The organism is Methylomonas sp. LL1 (assembly GCF_015711015.1).
Taxonomy (GTDB): Bacteria; Pseudomonadota; Gammaproteobacteria; order Methylococcales; family Methylomonadaceae; genus Methylomonas.
This window is the reverse complement of the sequence record NZ_CP064653.1, coordinates 1,079,426-1,094,607: the sequence shown is the minus strand read 5'-3', so window position 1 is coordinate 1,094,607 and position 15,182 is coordinate 1,079,426. Positions and strand designations below refer to the sequence as shown.

General features: G+C 51.1%; 20 protein-coding genes. 7 read left to right on the top strand and 13 right to left on the bottom strand.

The features are described 5' to 3' along the window. Together IVG45_RS05465 and IVG45_RS05460 are read left to right on the top strand one after the other, a co-directional pair. Positions 1 to 942, top strand: coding sequence for a YbgA family protein (locus IVG45_RS05465; protein WP_196436867.1), 942 nt, complete (start codon positions 1 to 3; stop codon positions 940 to 942). Between the two features lie 87 nt (positions 943 to 1,029). Further along, a complete protein-coding gene (locus tag IVG45_RS05460) occupies positions 1,030 to 2,391 on the top strand; it encodes a hypothetical protein (protein ID WP_196436866.1) in 1,362 nt (453 codons plus the stop codon). Positions 2,392 to 2,668: 277 nt separating this feature from the next. Here the strand turns inward: IVG45_RS05460 and IVG45_RS05455 are convergent, their stop codons facing one another. Continuing rightward, positions 2,669 to 3,208, bottom strand: a complete 540-nt coding sequence (locus IVG45_RS05455) for a PRC-barrel domain-containing protein (protein ID WP_196436865.1) — start codon at positions 3,206 to 3,208, stop codon at positions 2,669 to 2,671. A 336-nt stretch (positions 3,209 to 3,544) separates the two neighbouring features. Between IVG45_RS05455 and IVG45_RS05450 the strand changes: the two genes are divergently transcribed. From IVG45_RS05450 to IVG45_RS05435, 4 genes are all read left to right on the top strand, one after another. Next, the gene (locus tag IVG45_RS05450) at positions 3,545 to 3,721 is read left to right on the top strand and encodes a CsbD family protein (RefSeq protein ID WP_196436864.1); all 177 of its coding nucleotides are present in this window, start codon (positions 3,545 to 3,547) and stop codon (positions 3,719 to 3,721) included. A 98-nt stretch (positions 3,722 to 3,819) separates the two neighbouring features. Further along, a complete protein-coding gene (gene smbP, locus IVG45_RS05445) occupies positions 3,820 to 4,137 on the top strand; it encodes a small metal-binding protein SmbP (protein WP_196436863.1) in 318 nt (105 codons plus the stop codon). Positions 4,138 to 4,314: 177 nt separating this feature from the next. Further along, entirely contained in the window at positions 4,315 to 4,464 is a 150-nt protein-coding gene (locus IVG45_RS05440; RefSeq protein WP_196436862.1) for a lmo0937 family membrane protein, read from the top strand. A gap of 81 nt (positions 4,465 to 4,545) precedes the next feature. Then, complete coding sequence (locus IVG45_RS05435) at positions 4,546 to 4,767, top strand: hypothetical protein (RefSeq protein ID WP_196436861.1); 222 nt, start codon at positions 4,546 to 4,548, stop codon at positions 4,765 to 4,767. An 86-nt stretch (positions 4,768 to 4,853) separates the two neighbouring features. Here IVG45_RS05435 and IVG45_RS05430 read toward each other — a convergent pair whose 3' ends face one another. The 4 genes from IVG45_RS05430 to IVG45_RS05415 are packed head-to-tail and all read right to left on the bottom strand — an operon-like array spanning position 4,854 to position 6,256. Then, positions 4,854 to 5,246, bottom strand: coding sequence for a hypothetical protein (locus IVG45_RS05430; protein WP_196436860.1), 393 nt, complete (start codon positions 5,244 to 5,246; stop codon positions 4,854 to 4,856). Beyond that, complete coding sequence (locus IVG45_RS05425) at positions 5,246 to 5,683, bottom strand: phage holin family protein (RefSeq protein WP_196436859.1); 438 nt, start codon at positions 5,681 to 5,683, stop codon at positions 5,246 to 5,248. The genes IVG45_RS05430 and IVG45_RS05425 overlap by 1 nt, the downstream gene beginning before the upstream one ends. A 13-nt stretch (positions 5,684 to 5,696) precedes the next feature. Then, positions 5,697 to 5,927 carry a DUF883 domain-containing protein gene (locus tag IVG45_RS05420; RefSeq protein WP_196436858.1) on the bottom strand — a complete coding sequence of 77 codons (231 nt, stop codon included), beginning with the start codon at positions 5,925 to 5,927 and terminating at the stop codon, positions 5,697 to 5,699. 14 nt (positions 5,928 to 5,941) lie between these two features. Further along, positions 5,942 to 6,256: a BON domain-containing protein gene (locus tag IVG45_RS05415; RefSeq protein WP_196436857.1), complete on the bottom strand. Its 315-nt coding sequence runs from the start codon at positions 6,254 to 6,256 to the stop codon at positions 5,942 to 5,944. 763 nt (positions 6,257 to 7,019) lie between these two features. On the opposite strand from IVG45_RS05415, the gene IVG45_RS05410 reads away from it, so the two are divergent. Further along, positions 7,020 to 8,078, top strand: a complete 1,059-nt coding sequence (locus IVG45_RS05410) for an OmpA family protein (RefSeq protein ID WP_196436856.1) — start codon at positions 7,020 to 7,022, stop codon at positions 8,076 to 8,078. A gap of 245 nt (positions 8,079 to 8,323) precedes the next feature. Here the strand turns inward: IVG45_RS05410 and hemN are convergent, their stop codons facing one another. Genes hemN through IVG45_RS05370 form a run of 8 tightly spaced genes read right to left on the bottom strand, consistent with a single transcriptional unit; the run spans position 8,324 to position 15,182 of the window. After that, positions 8,324 to 9,703, bottom strand: a complete 1,380-nt coding sequence (gene hemN, locus IVG45_RS05405; protein WP_196436855.1) for an oxygen-independent coproporphyrinogen III oxidase — start codon at positions 9,701 to 9,703, stop codon at positions 8,324 to 8,326. Then, the gene (gene ccmI / locus IVG45_RS05400; RefSeq protein WP_196436854.1) at positions 9,703 to 10,902 is read right to left on the bottom strand and encodes a c-type cytochrome biogenesis protein CcmI; all 1,200 of its coding nucleotides are present in this window, start codon (positions 10,900 to 10,902) and stop codon (positions 9,703 to 9,705) included. Before ccmI ends, hemN begins: the two co-directional genes overlap by 1 nt. Continuing rightward, the gene (locus IVG45_RS05395) at positions 10,899 to 11,360 is read right to left on the bottom strand and encodes a cytochrome c-type biogenesis protein (protein WP_196436853.1); all 462 of its coding nucleotides are present in this window, start codon (positions 11,358 to 11,360) and stop codon (positions 10,899 to 10,901) included. Before IVG45_RS05395 ends, ccmI begins: the two co-directional genes overlap by 4 nt. Next, positions 11,357 to 11,890 (bottom strand): DsbE family thiol:disulfide interchange protein, encoded by a 534-nt coding sequence (locus tag IVG45_RS05390; protein WP_196436852.1) that lies wholly within the window; start codon positions 11,888 to 11,890, stop codon positions 11,357 to 11,359. The genes IVG45_RS05395 and IVG45_RS05390 overlap by 4 nt, the downstream gene beginning before the upstream one ends. After that, the gene (locus IVG45_RS05385) at positions 11,883 to 13,832 is read right to left on the bottom strand and encodes a heme lyase CcmF/NrfE family subunit (protein WP_196436851.1); all 1,950 of its coding nucleotides are present in this window, start codon (positions 13,830 to 13,832) and stop codon (positions 11,883 to 11,885) included. The genes IVG45_RS05390 and IVG45_RS05385 overlap by 8 nt, the downstream gene beginning before the upstream one ends. Next, complete coding sequence (ccmE, locus tag IVG45_RS05380; protein ID WP_196436850.1) at positions 13,829 to 14,263, bottom strand: cytochrome c maturation protein CcmE; 435 nt, start codon at positions 14,261 to 14,263, stop codon at positions 13,829 to 13,831. Before ccmE ends, IVG45_RS05385 begins: the two co-directional genes overlap by 4 nt. Then, positions 14,260 to 14,424: a heme exporter protein CcmD gene (gene ccmD / locus IVG45_RS05375; RefSeq protein WP_196436849.1), complete on the bottom strand. Its 165-nt coding sequence runs from the start codon at positions 14,422 to 14,424 to the stop codon at positions 14,260 to 14,262. The genes ccmE and ccmD overlap by 4 nt, the downstream gene beginning before the upstream one ends. After that, positions 14,421 to 15,182, bottom strand: coding sequence for a heme ABC transporter permease (locus IVG45_RS05370; protein ID WP_196436848.1), 762 nt, complete (start codon positions 15,180 to 15,182; stop codon positions 14,421 to 14,423). Before IVG45_RS05370 ends, ccmD begins: the two co-directional genes overlap by 4 nt.

Sequence of the window (15,182 nt, the reverse complement as noted above, 5' to 3'; positions counted from 1 at the left end):
ATGGACACTATTTTAGTCGGCATCAGCAGCTGTTTATTGGGCAATCTGGTTCGTTACGATGGCGCGCATAAATACCACAGTTATATTGAGCGTACCTTGGGGCAATATTTTCAATTTCGAGCTTTTTGTCCGGAACTGGAGGCCGGTTTAGGCGTACCACGCCCGGCCGTGCAACTACGGCGAATCGGCGCGAATATCCGGGTAGTGGGTGTGAAGAATCATGACCTGGATGTCACCGAGCCTTTGCGACAAGTTGGCGAGCAGCAACGTTTCTGGTTAGAAGAACTCTGCGGTTATATATTGAAAAAGGATTCACCCAGCTGCGGCATGGAACGGGTAAAAGTTTATCAAGACGAGATACCGGCCCGCAACGGAGTAGGGGTGTTTGCCGACTATTTGCAACAACATTACCCAACCTTACCGATCGAGGAAGAGGGCCGTTTGGGTGATCCGGGGCTGCGGGAGAATTTTATCCAGAGGGTATTTGTGCGGCACCGTTGGCAACAATTAAACGCGCGGCCTTTAACCGCGCATGCGTTGATGACCTTTCATAGCCGACATAAATTGATCGCCATGAGTCACGATCAGAATCTAGCCAAGGAACTGGGGCGTCTGATTGCCGATGTGCGTTCGGATAATATTGAGAACATAGCCCGGCGGTATGTGGTCGATCTGATGGCTTGTTTAAAAATCGTCGCTAGCCGGGGAAATCATGTAAATGTGTTGCAGCATATCCAAGGTTATCTGAAAACTAAACTGGATAGCGATGACAAACAAGAGTTGGTGGAAACCATTGAGACTTATCGGCAGGGCAATGTGCCGTTGATCGTGCCGTTGACCTTATTACGCCATCATTTCCGTAGGCAGCCGGACGCTTTTATCGATCAATCCTTTTACATGACACCACATCCGGCCGAATTATCGTTACTGAACGAAATATAGGTGTGGCGTTATACAATAGTTCGTTTTGATGCCGTCTAATGACCGCCTTGTTTAGCCAAACCCGAAAATTTTACTAAGGAACCCGCCATGGAAACCCTGCAAAAACTGACGCCATTTTTTCAAGAACTGTCGCTTCAGTGGTATCAATTTACACTGGACAATCCGGTTTATGCCGCGTGTCTGGCTATTTCGGTGTGGTTATTGACGGCCATTTTTTACAGTATTCGAATCGGCTTTTTAAAAAATCGCGTTGCCCGGAGCTTAAAGGCCCAAAATGACACACAAACCAGCCTGAATACCGCCCAGGAACAAATCCAAACCTTGCAACAGCAATTGGCCGAAGCGACTGAACAAATGCAAGCATCCGTGCATACGGCTGAAGCCGAAACCCAGCGCGCCTCGGACATAAAGCAACGCTTGGATGCCGGCAACAAACAACTAGCCAATAGCCTAGCTAAACTGGTGGAATGTTTTGAATTGAATCTGGCTAACCTGCCAACGGCCGATGCCGGCAATCTATTGTCTGAATACGAATCCGTTATTGGCCGAGTCGCGGAACGCTTCCAGAATGAACAGCAGGCTAAAACCCAGTTGCAATTAAGCTTTCATGCCGAAGCCGCCAAACAGGCGGAAAAAGACATGTTAATCGACAGTTTGCAAAATCGTCTGGATACCCAGACCCAACAAATGGCCAAGATGGAATTGGCGGTTGAGCAGTATGAAGCCGCGCAGCGTCAACTGGAAGCCGATAGACAACAACTGGCGCATGACATACGTAAACAGCAGGCGGATGCGGCCAGATTGGCCGAGTTGGAAAAGCAAGTACGGTCAGCGCCGGTTGCGGAGTCCGTCAAAACGCACCAAGTTCCCAATATTCAGCCGGAACCGGTTCAGGCCGTGAAGCAGCCGGAAATCATCGAACAAGCCCTCGAGCCTCAACCGGTTGTCATCGAGACCAAGCCGGAACCGATCAAACCCCAGGTTATCGTGCCCCAAACGCCCGAGGTTAAACCGCAAGCCATCACCAAACCTTCTCAAACGGCAGATGCTGGGAAATTGAAAGGCCTATTCGGCAGGGCGATGGAAAAAATCGCCAAAATGGATGAAAAAATGGGTAGCCCGACAACGGTTAAAGTTGAGGCCGAAGAGCAAGCACTAGTTACCGAAACTCGGACTGAAGCGGTTGAATCTGCTCCGGAACCCGAATCGCAACCCGTTGCGGCCGTGGAAAAAGAACAAAAACCATCCGCCGGCATGAACGCCAAATTGAACGGCTTATTAGGCGGATTTAAGAAGTCTCCCGCCAAGCAACCGGAAGCAGCGGCTATGGCCGTTATTGAACAGAGTAAGCCAGAGCTAATAGAGACCGAGAAGCCAACAGAAAGCGGCGGAAAAAAAGTTTCTTCCCAACTTTCGGGTTTGCTGGGTAAGTTCAAGTCAAAGAAATAATGGTTCTTTTCGGCAAGGATGCCGAGCACCGCTGACGTGTTCCTTGACGGTTTGCTCGGATAAGCTCAGGCTTTAATCGACAAGCCCTTCGGCGGCTTGCCAGCACCTAAGGCGATTTACAGCAATAAATGTACCCAATCCAAGCAATTTGCCGTTGACTGAGCGGACGACACATATAATGGGTACAAACTTTCTCAAAAATCACCTAAGGCATGTGAAGGATCAGATTCTTAAGTCAATACATTGGCATTAGAACCCGATCCCTTTGCCGCCGTGTTTAGGGCGCTACGCGGTAAAACTGGCCGAGGGCCTGGCGTTGTTCCTCCCATTTTTCTGAGTTTTCCGGCCAGTGCTTTTTATCAAATCCTGGAGCATTTTTTAAGGTGTCTTTATCCAAATCGAGGACGTAATGTTCCTTGTCGCTAGCCCAATGCAGCGCTCTCCAGGGAATGGCGAACAGTTTGTCACCCACTCCTAACACGCCACCGAAAGACACCACGGCATAGACTACTTGGCCGCTATCCGGATCAATCACCAAATCATTGATGTCGCCGAGACTATCTCCAGTGGTATTTTTCACCTTGGTGCCGGTGATCTTGCTGGCCCGGCTTACCTGCTGCATTGATTTGTTGGCCGCCTGGGCTTGTTCGGTCGCTGCCTTTTGGCTTTCTTGCCTGAGTTCGGCTTGTTTATCTTTAACTTCTTCCTGTTTTTCGAGAACCTCCAGTTGTTTCTCATGGACGCCAGCCGAGCAAATTGGGCTGATAAATGCCGCACTTAGAAAAGTCACGGCTACAACGGGAATTAATGTTTTCATAGCATTCTCCAATTATTTTTAATGTTCGCTAAGTAATACGAATGAAATACGTTCGGCAACCGTGCGGATAAATCCCCACCTACATTAAACCTGAGCTAAAGACCGAACTGAATTAGTTATTTGTAAACTAGCCGGGTTCGCGATGAGGTTCACAAACCCAACCTGAATTTAACCGTCACGGGCGCCGCAGTCGGTACGCTATCGAACATAAACACTAACCCTCAATCTATGTGCGTTGCCGTACCGACCTAGTCCACCCATGCGTGTATGGTTGGTGTCAAGCGTTGGGACAGAGTTTTCCGCGCTGTGTATGTAACTAATCATCAGGAGACACTCATGAACAAAGATCAAGTAAAAGGCCGAGTCGAAGAAACCAAGGGAAAAATCAAGGAAGCCGCTGGCGTAATACTGGATGACAAGGGTATGGAAATCGAAGGCAATATCCAAAAGAACGTCGGCAAAGTCCGGGCGGGGTATGGCGATCTGAAACAGGATATAAAGGACGACGACTAATAAAAACTACCGTGTCACGCTGCCGAGTACTGATTACAGTGACTGCAACGGCAGTGTGCCACCGGGATTTCTATTCATTACTTTTAGGGGGAACAGCTATGAAATTAACCAACATCAAATACGCCGGTTTATGCGCGGGCATTGCCTTAACCTTATGCTCGGTTAGTGCGTACGCGGCGGAAAGCCACATGGCGCAATCGCTAAAGCATGCGGAAGCCGCAAGCAAAGCCACCGATGCAAAGGCTATAACCGAACATGCGGAGACAGCCAAAAGCCATGTGACCATCGCCGAAGATCATTTGAAAGCCGGAGCCACTAGTCTGGACGCGGCAATCGAACATGGCAAACAAGGGCACGCCGATTTAGCGAAGAAATCCGCCGAAGAAGCCGTAACCCATCTGAAAGCCGCGCAATAAAGTATCTTCTGTCATGCAATCAGTACGGGATAAACATCCCCTACCAATTGCTTTTAATAGGAGATGATGATGAAGCTTGTCGGGGCAGGGGCCAGCTAGGCCTTTGATATTCGTCAATGCTTCGTATGTTCATCTCCGATTTCGTCGTCAATTGGCGACCCTAGTTGGAGAATACATATGCTCGAAACAATTGCGATCCTCCTAATTATCGGCTGGGTGCTTGGTTTGGTTTCTTCGTACACACTGGGCGGATTTATTCATTTATTATTGGTTGTTGCGATCGTCGTGATCGTGCTTCGTGTCATACAAGGCCGACGAGCACTTTAGCTACACCAGTTTAGAGTATTTCAACATTGCCTTGTTGGCCTGTGTTCAACATTGCAATGCTGTCTTCAAAGGAGAACTCAGATGAGCGCAGTCAAGATCATGGCGATCGTGTTGATCATAGCCGGGCTATTGGGGTTGATGTATGGCCGTTTCAGCTATACCAAGGAAACCCAGCAGGCCAAATTAGGCCCGATTGAGCTATCGGTAAAAGATACTCAGACCGTCAATATTCCGGTTTGGGCTGGCGTGGTGTCGATAGTGGCTGGGGGTGGGCTTTTATTTGCAGCGAGCAGGAAAAGTTAGCGCTTGCTGTAGGGTAGGGTGGTGAAAAGTCACTCGGGTCTAGCCCTAGCTGAAACTTTTAGCGGGTATCCCGGCATCTATCAGTTTCACTCATTTTCTCGCTTAGGCGGGTCTTGCCTTTTATCTGGCAGAGAAAAGCATTTCATCAACCAGGTAACAGGCAAGGCTTTATAGAGCGTGTATGCCGACAGCATCAGGTTCAGAGAAGATGTAAAAAATGTCATTTCTCGGGCTTGAACGCTGTTACCAGTATCTGGGGCTTGGGGAGTAGGGCATTTACTAAATTCGGCCATGATAAAACCCATTTCGCTCGCCAGCAGCAAGCTGGAGGGGGCTGTTATTTTTCTGTGTATATCTTTAATCAGTGTTGCTGTTCTGCCGGCTATCATTTGACGACGACTTAACAACTGCTGCTCGGCTTCCCGAATTTGAGCATTCAGTGAAGTGGATGTTTTTAGGTTTTTACGCAGCGTCAACATTATGGATTTTCCCGTTCCTCGGTTTCGGTTCTCAGGCTACGCAGTAAGGCAGGAAATTGTAAGTAGCGACTGCGGCGGCGAATAACGCCACCAACAATCAATAACAACACAAGATTCAAAGCCACCGTGAGAAATATTGCGCTGCTGGTATTCAGACCGTTTTCAATAAGCCATGTTGCTCCTGCCGCCAACAATCCAAGCCAGGCGCCATTCAGCAACAAGGCCAGCATCATGCCGGCCACCACCATTGTCACCAGGCTTTGACCGGCTCGCCGCGTTTCCAGTGCGGCGAGCCGGACGTGATCGTGACTTAGCCCGCGTAACTCAAGCCATAGAAACCGAATATCGTCCAGCACACTGCTGGTATCGCAGTGAGGGTCGACATGTAGTGTCGATGGCCCCAGGCTTTCGTTTTCCTTTACGGTGTCCGGTTGCATCTGCGCTAAGAATCTAACGGCTGCTCAATAATCTGCTCAGTATAAAGCCGGCGGCTACTGCGATACCCAGCGAGCTTACCGGATTGTCCCGAACGTAACCCTGGCAATTTTTCATCAGGCGCTGTTCGGCACTTTTAAGTTGTTGGCCTTTTTCCTCCAGTGCGTCCGCGGCTTGATTGGATACTCTGGCGATTTTATCGACAGATTCATGGGCGAAATTCGATGCTTTTTCTACAGTTTCCATAATAGTTTCCTTGGTTATTTAAGACGCATGTCATTTTTGACCGACTCGACGCCCTTGACGCTGCGTGCAATTTCGACGGCTCTATTAATGTCGGCTCTTGTACCGACAAAGCCGCTCAGTTGCACGACACCTTTGAAGGTTTCGACATTGATCTGGCCGGACCTGAGGTCGGGCTCGTCAAATAACAATGCCTTGACCTTAGTAGTGATAACGCTGTCGTCGACATATTCGCCGGTTCCCTCGTGTTTTGCGGTCGATGCGCAGCCTGTCGCGACGATTAAGGTTAGGGCAATAATCGCTACGGATAAAAGTTTTAGCAGATGTTTCATCGGTCAATCTCCAGAGTACAAAAATACAAAAGGGGTTTCACCGAATCGTCGTAATGTTTATGAGTAGGCCGATTCGGCGGATTGTGCTTAGGCGCGAAACTGCTAGAGCAAAATCGGCGAGTGTCGGCTTCCGGCGGGAAAGATTGCTAGCCATCCCTGGCTAGCAATCGCGCCTACACCGCCACGTGATTGCCTGCGGCGGCCCTGGCCGTCCGCGTCACCTCGCCTTTGACCCAACAAGGGGATCAAAGCCTTGGCTCTCGCATGACTCGACGCCGTTTCGCGATGCCTTGCAGTTTTTCTAGTCGAAAAACCGCCCGGCGCTACGGCTTCCAGGGACTACTCAACCTTCACTCGCTAACGCTTCGTTTCCAAGGTTTCGCAGCGTAGGTAATTAAAAGCGGCTGCGTCGAAGTCTTGGGTGAACTGTAAGCGTAATGGTGGCTGCGGTCGGTACGCTAACGTACATAGCTAGGGGTTTTGGGAAGCAGTAGAGTGGGATATTTTTACAGCGGTTGCCGCTATGTGCGTTACCGCACTGACAGGCTGTCGCTGTTGCGAATAAGCTACTTAACAGCTTTTTTACAACAGTGCTGGCCATGGATGCATGCTATTAACCGTTGTGGCTGCTATTCAATTTTAAACAGGTTGTAGCGGGTGAGCGCTGATAAGGTGTTAAAAACCAAGCGAGTCAAGGATTGAATTTGATGACTCAATGAGGTGTTTTTAGGATTTTCAATTTTCAATAATCTAAGGAAATATCATGAATAACAAATACTTGCTTTTCATTGCCTCGTCAATCGGCGCCGGTTGTTTTCCGCAGGTTCAAGCCGCCGAACAAATGACGGACGATCGATGGTATGCCGCCCCCTTTGCAACATTTATAAACACCGGCGGCGATCGAAAGGCCAGCGATGGCTGGGGCGGCGGTCTTGGTATCGGCAAGATGATCGATAAACACTTCAATGTCGAATTGAAAGGCTTTTATCAAGGTTTTGGCGGCACTAATGGACCATGGGATCTGGCGGGTGGCGCGGCCGAGGCGCAATACTATTTTTTCCGCGACACCTTTTCGCCTTATGCCGTGGTTGGATTGGGCGCCATGAATACCTGCGCTTCCGCCAACTGTGGCGTTGGCTTCATTGGCGAAGCGGGGGTCGGGGTTAGTTACGAATTGAACGACCATCTATCAATCCGTTCCGACGTGCGTTATCGCTATAACAACAATTTCAACGCGCATGTGCAGCCGGGTACCGACGAATTCCATGATATGACAGTCAATCTGGGGGTGGTTATTCCGTTCGGCGATAAACCCAAATATATGGCAAAGTCCGAGACTCGAATGGACGTTGCGCCGGTAGCCGTGGCACCGAAGCCGGATTGTTCAACCCGCGATTCCGATTCCGACGGTGTTAACGATTGTTTGGATAAGTGTCCCGGCACTATTAAAGGCGCCACAGTTGACAATAAGGGATGCGCGGTCAGATTGATACTCCGAGGACAACACTTCGAATACGACTCAGCAAAATTAAGTTTGAATGCCAAGGAATTACTTGACGGTGTCGCCAAAGACTTGATTGCCTTTCCGCAGAAAAATGAAATCGAAGTTCAAGGCCATGCCAGTAGCGAAGGCAGTCATCCGTACAACATGAAGCTGTCGGAACGCCGAGCGCATTCGGTGGTTGAATACCTGAAAATGAAGGGTATTACCAACAAATTGACCGCCAAGGGCTACGGTGAAACTCAGCCTATTGCCGACAACGCCACCGAAGCAGGCAAATCCGAAAACCGCCGTGTCGAGTTGATCTGGATTGAAGAATAAAAACGAACTGACTGTCCAGGTAAACAGTTAGATGCTATAGACCCAAAAGCCCAACTGAGAACAGTTGGGCTTTTGCCGTCTGGTTGCATAAACAAGTAGCTAAGAAAACCTCAGTGGATTTGAAGTTTTACTGGTATGTTCCTTATCTGTATATTATTTAACATAATATACATTATGCGAAGTCATTATGGTCGCGCTAGCGACCGCCTGCATAGCTTGGCCTGAGAACATGATGATTAAGAAAATTAAATCACTCGCGAAAACTGCTGCTGTTTTTGCGCCAGGTATTTGTCGAATACCATGCAGATGTTACGAATCAACAAGCGCCCGGCTGGTTGCACTTTGATGCTGTTGGCGTTCATGCTTAATAAACCATCGTCCCGCATAATTTTCAGGTTTTCCAGTTCCGGCCCGAAGTAATCGCTAAACACGATATTGAATTCGCGTTCAATTTTGCTGAATGTCAGATCGAAATGGCAAATCAATTGGGTGATCACGGCCCGGCGCAATTTATCGTCTTCATCCAGGTCCACGCCTCTAAATACCGGCAAACGGCCCGCGCAAATCGCTTCATCGTATTGGTCAAGTTCCTTGTAGTTTTGCATGTAGGCATCGCCAACCCGGCCGATCGAGGTAATGCCCAAACCGACCAAGTCGCAATCGGAATGAGTCGAATAGCCTTGAAAATTGCGGTACAGCTTGCCCTGGCGCTGAGCGACAGCCAACTCGTCGTCCGGTTTGGCGAAATGATCCATGCCGATGTAAACATAACCGGCGTCGGACAGTTTTTTGCCGACCATTTGCAGAATCTCCAGCTTCACCGCCGGCGTCGGCAAATCGGTTTCGTTGATCTGGCGCTGGGTTTTAAAGCGACTGGGCATATGCGCATAGTTGAAGATCGAAAAACGATCCGGCGCGTAATCCAGCACTTGATCCAGCGTCTTGGCGAAAGTTTGCTCGGTTTGCAGCGGCAAGCCATATATAAGATCGATGTTGGTCGAACGGAAACCTTCCTTGCGCGCCGCTTCCAAAACGGCAAAGGTCTGTTCCTTGCTTTGCAAACGGTTGACGGCTTTTTGCACGTCCGGATCGAAATCCTGCAGACCTAAACTAATCCGGTTGAAGCCCAGTTCGCGCAGTTGCGCAATGGTTTTGTCGTTGGTTTCGCGCGGGTCGACTTCGATCGAATATTCGCCGCTGTCATCGGTGTGCAAATTGAAATGCTCGCGGGTGGTATCCATCAACCGTTGCATTTGTTCGTAACTCAAGAAGGTCGGCGTGCCGCCGCCCCAGTGCAATTGGTTTACCTTGCGGCGTTTATCGAACAACGCGCCTTGCATCGCGATTTCCTGGCAGAGATTGTCCAGATACGGCGCGGAATGGGCTCGGTTTTTGGTGACGATCTTGTTGCAGGCGCAATAAAAACAGACGGTGTCACAAAACGGGATATGAAAATACAAGGACAGCGGCCCGCCGGCGGCATTGGATTTTGCTATGTGCTGGCGATACTCGGCATCGCCAAAGCCTTCGTGCAATTCCAGCGCGGTCGGATAGGAGGTATAACGCGGGCCGGATTTGTCGTAACGATTGATCAGGTCGAGATCGAATTTGATTGATTGATCCATTATTTGACTTCTTGATTGATGAGTACGCTAGCCACTTGGCCGGTAAACGGCCCTGAGAGTTCCACGCCGCCGATCAGGTCGCCGGGCTGGGACATGGCTTGGCCGGATTGCGAGACGCGGGCCACGATTTTAAGCTGTCGATGATCGCCTAGGCGCGAGCCGCCTTGCATGGTGTTTTGATCATTCAAAGTCACTTTGACCGGCAAATCGGCCAGTGTTTTCCGCACTATCGCCAGCGGCATTTTTGGCCCGTTGACGGCCTGGGCATAAATAAACACGGTATGTTCCGGCTTCATTTTAGCCTTCAGGGCCGGTGCAATGTCTACCTCAACAGCAATTTCAACCGATGGCGTGGCCACGCTATTGCTGGTTTGCTGACTATCCAGCGCCGTCAACATTTGTTGCACTTGTGGGAGGGCTTCGGAATCGGGCGGCAACAGCGCTATCAGTTTTTGCCAGTAATGCTTGGCCTGGGCGAAATCGCCCTCCTCCGCCTTGGCGATGCCGGCCAACCATAAGGCATTGCCGTTATCCGGCGCCTTTTGTATCACTTTGGCAATCAACAGCGCCGGTTCGCCCTTCATGCTGCCGTCCCTAGCCATCGCCAGGCTATTGGCATATTGCAACATGATCTCGGCGTCATCGGGTTTCAAGCGATTGAGCTGGGCAAACACGTCGGCCGCGTTTTGATGTTGTTGCAAATAAGTATAGGAGCGGCCCAGCATCACCCAGCCTTCGATGTCGTCCGGTTTCTGTTTCAGTCGTTGTTGCAGCTTGGCTATCATGTCCGAAACATTGGCGGCTGTCTTGGCTTCGGTCTGCTGCAGTTCGGCTTTGTTGAGGGCATGGATGTCGCCCAGCCCTAGATACAGCAACAGACTGATACCCGGTATCAGCAACACCAGGACCGGAATAACCCAGTGCCCGCCACGACTCGACGGCTGATTGACTTGGCTTGTCTCCAGATCGTCATTCAGCATCAGTTGTAGCTCGGTGTATTGCTCGTCAAACTGAACTTGATCCAGAATGCCATCCTGCAATTGTTGTTTTAATTCGGCCAGACGCTGGCGGGCAATTTTAATGTTGCGCTGACTGTGGTCGTCATCCTGCAACGTCGGTTTTCTTAGTAATGCCGGCACGATCAACGCCAGTGCCAAGAGCACCAGGCCAGCCACGATAATCCAGAACAGCGTATTCAATCCTCTTCACCTTTTTGCAAAATATCGTCGAGCCGGTTTTGTTGTTGCCTATCCAGTCCTATGTCTTGGCTTGCGGCTTTTTTATTGCGGGCCAAAATCGCTACCGTGATGATGCCTATCAGTAAAAATACGATGGGACCCAGCCACAACAAACCGGTTTTTAGTGTAAAGGCCGGCCGGTACATGACGAAATCGCCGTAGCGTTGAGTCATGAAATCCACCACTTCCTGCTCTGTCTTATCCTGCTGCAACATTTCGTAAACCTGACGCCGCAGATCCTTGGCCAGATCGGCATTGGAATCGGCGATGGTTTGATTTTGGCAAACCAGACAGCGCAACTCGGAAATCAAGGTTTGATAGGCCTGTTCCTTTTCGGGATTGTCAAACGGGTGGTATTCCACCACCGCCCGCAGCGGTAGGGCTATCAGCCATAACAGCATCAATACGCCGATTCTCATGCCGGCTCCTGTTCCAGTTGTTGCACCAGCGGCAGAAACACCCGCTCGATGTCGCCGGGTTCGACCGGGCCGGTATGCTTGTAACGAATGATGCCGCGCTTATCCACCACGAAGGTTTCGGGTACGCCGTATACGCCGTAATCGATACCGACCCGTCCGTCCGTGTCCATGATGCTGACGTCATAAGGATTGCCCAATTGCTTCAACCATAAGCCGGCCGCCTGAGCTTCGTCTTTATAATTCAGGCCGACGATAGCCACCCGTTTCAGCTTGGCCAATTCCAGTAACAAGGGATGCTCCTGCCGGCAGGACACGCACCAAGACGCCCAAACATTCAACAGCCATACCCTGCCCTTTAAATCCTGATTACTCAAGTTTTTATCCGGTGTCGCCAATATCGGCAAGGAAAAGGCCGGTGCCGGCTTATCGATCAACGGTGACGGAATATCCTTGGGATTCAAGCGCAAACCCACCGCCAGGAAAATTGCCAGAACGATAAACAATACTAAAGGCAGCAGATATTTAAGCATCGGCGGTCACCGCTTTTTTGTTCAGCAATCGATAGCGTCTGTCCATCGCGCCCAGCATGCCACCCAAGGCCATGAATACGCCACCCATCCAGATCCAACGGATGAAAGCCTTGTAATAGACCCGTAAACTCCAGGCCCCCTCCTCGCCCAGCGGTTCGCCGATGGCGACGAACAAATCCCGGAACACGCCGGCATCGATAGCTGCTTCGGTCATCGGCATGGTTTGCACCCGGTATACCCGTTTTTGCGGCGCCAGTTCGGCCACGGTTTCGCCGTTATGACTGACGGTTAAATAGCCTTGCTGGGCCGTGTAGTTTGGCCCCTGGGTTTGCTTGACGCCCTGAAAACTAAACACATAACCGAACATATCCAGCGTATCGCCCGGCGCCATCCGCACATCGCGCTCGATGCTGTACACCGAAGTCAGGGTGATGCCCACCACAAACACCGAAATACCGATATGGGCCAGCGTCATGCCGTAAAAACCGGCCGGTATTTGTTTCAGACGTTCCAACGACCAAGTTTGTAACCTTTGCTTAAAGGCCAAGGCGGAAACTGCCAAGGTCCACAGGGCTAGACTCAAACCCAGCACCGCGGCCCAGGAATAAAATGGCATGGCTAGCGGCAATAAGGCCGCAATAGCCACGCAAGCCAGTGCAATCAACCAGATTCGACCCGCAACGACTTTGAGGTCGTCGCGTTTCCAATGCAGCAATATCCCGAAACCGACCACGATCGCCAATGGCGCCATCAATGGAATGAACACCGCATTGAAATACGGCGGTCCGACCGATAGTTTACCCAGTCCCAGCGCGTCGATCACCAACGGATACAAGGTGCCCAATAAGATGCTGGCGGCGGTGACCACCAGCAACACGTTGTTGATCAACAATACCGATTCGCGCGATACCAGTTCGAAACTGGCGCTGCTTTTGACTTGCGGCGCCCTGATTGCGTAAAGCAATAACGAACCACCGACCACGGCCGCCAAAAACACCAATATAAATACGCCGCGCGCGGGATCACTGGCAAAGGCATGTACCGAGGTCAACACGCCGGAACGAACTAAAAATGTACCAAGCAAACTCAGTGAAAATGCAAAAATCGCCAACAGTACGGTCCAGGTCTTGAATACACCGCGCTTTTCGGTGGCCGCCAGCGAATGAATCAAGGCAGTCCCGACCAACCATGGCATGAATGAGGCATTTTCAACCGGATCCCAAAACCACCAGCCGCCCCAACCCAATTCGTAATAGGCCCACCAGCTACCCAGCGTGATGCCCATGGTCAAAAACATCCAGGCCACCGTAGTCCAGGGCCTTGACCAACGGGCCCAGGCCGCGTCAAGTTTGCCTTCGATCAAGGCCGCGATCGAAAAGGCAAACGCCACCGAGAAACCGACATAGCCCATATATAGCATCGGCGGATGGATAGCCAGTCCCGGATCCTGTAACAAGGGATTCAAATCACGCCCTTCGGCCGGGGCCGGAAACAGGCGTGCGAACGGGTTGGAGGTGAATAGTAAAAACAGAATGAAGCCGACCGCGACCAATCCCATCACGCCCAGCACTCTGGCGCGGGTGGCATCGGGAATATGCCGGCTAAACAATGCTACCAGGCCGGTCCAGATCGACAAGGTCAAGGCCCAGAGCAATAACGAGCCTTCGTGCGCACCCCAAACCCCGGAAACCAGATACAAAAACGGCAAGGCGGTGTTGGAGTTTTGCGCGACATAAGCCACCGAAAAATCGTGCACGATGAAACTGTAAGTCAGACAGGCATAGGCCAATCCCATGAACAGCAACTGGCCATAAGCGGCCGGCTTGGCGACATGCACCCAACCCGCCATGCCGCGCGATGCGCCGGCCAGCGGCAGCACGCCCTGAACCAGGGCCATGCATAGCGCCAGAATCAACGCAAAATGTCCGATTTCGGGAATCATTTGGCCTCCGCCGGCTTTTTCAGGCTGCCCGCGACTTCCGGAGGCATGTAATTTTCATCATGCTTAGCCAGCACTTCCTCGGCCACGAACACCCCACGGCTGTCCAACCGGCCCTTGGCCACAATGCCCTGCCCTTCCCGGAACAAATCCGGCAGAATGCCGCTGTATTCGACCGTGACTTCCTTGCTGAAATCGCTGAGTTTGAAACGCACCAGCAAATCCTTCTCCGGGCGCTCGACAGTGCCCTTGACGACCATGCCACCCAATCTAAACAAGGCATCCTTGGGCGCCTTGCCGTCAACGACATCGGTGGTGGAGAAAAAGTACATCAAGTTCTCGTTGAAGGCTTTTAAAGCAAAGGTGGCGGCCAAGCCGATGCCAATCAGCATCAAACTTATTAAAATCAGTCGTTGTTTACGGTGTGGTTTCATCGTTGCGCGCGTTTTTGTTTCAGGGCCATTTGTCTAAGTAACTGTTTGCGTTGCACTATGGGCGCAAATAAATTCCACAGCAGCACGGCGGTAGTGATGCCGTATGAAGTCCAGACATAAAAGGCGTAACCGCCCATCTGTAAAAAATATTCCAGGCTCATGCTTTTTCCTCCAGCAGGTTTTTCACCCATTGCGCCGAGGCTTCGCGTTTCAAGAGTTCCAATTTGGCCGTCTGCAATACCGCAATGGCGTAATAGACCTTAAACGCCCCGGCCATCAGCAACAGCGGGATCAACATGCTGATATGAATGGACGGCTTATCCATTTTGCTGACGGTAGGCCCTTGATGCAGCGTATTCCACCACTCCACCGAATAATGGATGATAGGAATGTTGACCACGCCGACCAGAGCAAGAATCGACACCGCGCGAGCGGCGCTGCGTTTGTCCTCGATCGCGCCATACAAACTGATCACGCCCAGATACAGAAACAGCAAAATCAGTTCCGAGGTCAAACGCGCGTCCCACACCCACCAGGTGCCCCACATCGGCTTACCCCACAAGGAGCCCGTGACCAACGCGATAAAGGTGAACCCGGCGCCTATCGGTGCGCTGCTGATCAGCATCACCTCGGCCAGTTTCATATGCCAAATCAACGCAATCCCGCCCATGATAGCCATCAAAACATAAATAAACAGCGACATCCAGGCCGCCGGCACATGGATATAAATGATGCGGTAACTGTCGCCCTGCTGGTAATCCGGCGGTGCCATTACCAAGCCTCCGTACAACCCCGGAATCAACAGCAACAGAAATAACACGGTCAACCACGGGATGAATTTATCCGCCAGCGCATAAAAATGCGGTGACGAGGCGGTGCGGTGGAAGAAGCGGCTGACGGGGGCTGGGATGAAGGACAT

Excerpts from the sequence above, each read along its gene's own strand:
- IVG45_RS05465 (WP_196436867.1), top strand. The coding sequence starts at position 1 with ATGGACACTATTTTAGTCGGCATCAGCAGCTGTTTATTGGGCAATCTG.
- IVG45_RS05460 (WP_196436866.1), top strand. The coding sequence starts at position 1,030 with ATGGAAACCCTGCAAAAACTGACGCCATTTTTTCAAGAACTGTCGCTT.
- IVG45_RS05455 (WP_196436865.1), bottom strand. The coding sequence starts at position 3,208 with ATGAAAACATTAATTCCCGTTGTAGCCGTGACTTTTCTAAGTGCGGCA.
- IVG45_RS05450 (WP_196436864.1), top strand. The coding sequence starts at position 3,545 with ATGAACAAAGATCAAGTAAAAGGCCGAGTCGAAGAAACCAAGGGAAAA.
- smbP (WP_196436863.1), top strand. The coding sequence starts at position 3,820 with ATGAAATTAACCAACATCAAATACGCCGGTTTATGCGCGGGCATTGCC.
- IVG45_RS05440 (WP_196436862.1), top strand. The coding sequence starts at position 4,315 with ATGCTCGAAACAATTGCGATCCTCCTAATTATCGGCTGGGTGCTTGGT.
- IVG45_RS05435 (WP_196436861.1), top strand. The coding sequence starts at position 4,546 with ATGAGCGCAGTCAAGATCATGGCGATCGTGTTGATCATAGCCGGGCTA.
- IVG45_RS05430 (WP_196436860.1), bottom strand. The coding sequence starts at position 5,246 with ATGTTGACGCTGCGTAAAAACCTAAAAACATCCACTTCACTGAATGCT.
- IVG45_RS05425 (WP_196436859.1), bottom strand. The coding sequence starts at position 5,683 with ATGCAACCGGACACCGTAAAGGAAAACGAAAGCCTGGGGCCATCGACA.
- IVG45_RS05420 (WP_196436858.1), bottom strand. The coding sequence starts at position 5,927 with ATGGAAACTGTAGAAAAAGCATCGAATTTCGCCCATGAATCTGTCGAT.
- IVG45_RS05415 (WP_196436857.1), bottom strand. The coding sequence starts at position 6,256 with ATGAAACATCTGCTAAAACTTTTATCCGTAGCGATTATTGCCCTAACC.
- IVG45_RS05410 (WP_196436856.1), top strand. The coding sequence starts at position 7,020 with ATGAATAACAAATACTTGCTTTTCATTGCCTCGTCAATCGGCGCCGGT.
- hemN (WP_196436855.1), bottom strand. The coding sequence starts at position 9,703 with ATGGATCAATCAATCAAATTCGATCTCGACCTGATCAATCGTTACGAC.
- IVG45_RS05395 (WP_196436853.1), bottom strand. The coding sequence starts at position 11,360 with ATGAGAATCGGCGTATTGATGCTGTTATGGCTGATAGCCCTACCGCTG.
- IVG45_RS05390 (WP_196436852.1), bottom strand. The coding sequence starts at position 11,890 with ATGCTTAAATATCTGCTGCCTTTAGTATTGTTTATCGTTCTGGCAATT.
- IVG45_RS05385 (WP_196436851.1), bottom strand. The coding sequence starts at position 13,832 with ATGATTCCCGAAATCGGACATTTTGCGTTGATTCTGGCGCTATGCATG.
- ccmE (WP_196436850.1), bottom strand. The coding sequence starts at position 14,263 with ATGAAACCACACCGTAAACAACGACTGATTTTAATAAGTTTGATGCTG.
- ccmD (WP_196436849.1), bottom strand. The coding sequence starts at position 14,424 with ATGAGCCTGGAATATTTTTTACAGATGGGCGGTTACGCCTTTTATGTC.
- IVG45_RS05370 (WP_196436848.1), bottom strand. The coding sequence starts at position 15,182 with ATGTCCTTCATCCCAGCCCCCGTCAGCCGCTTCTTCCACCGCACCGCC.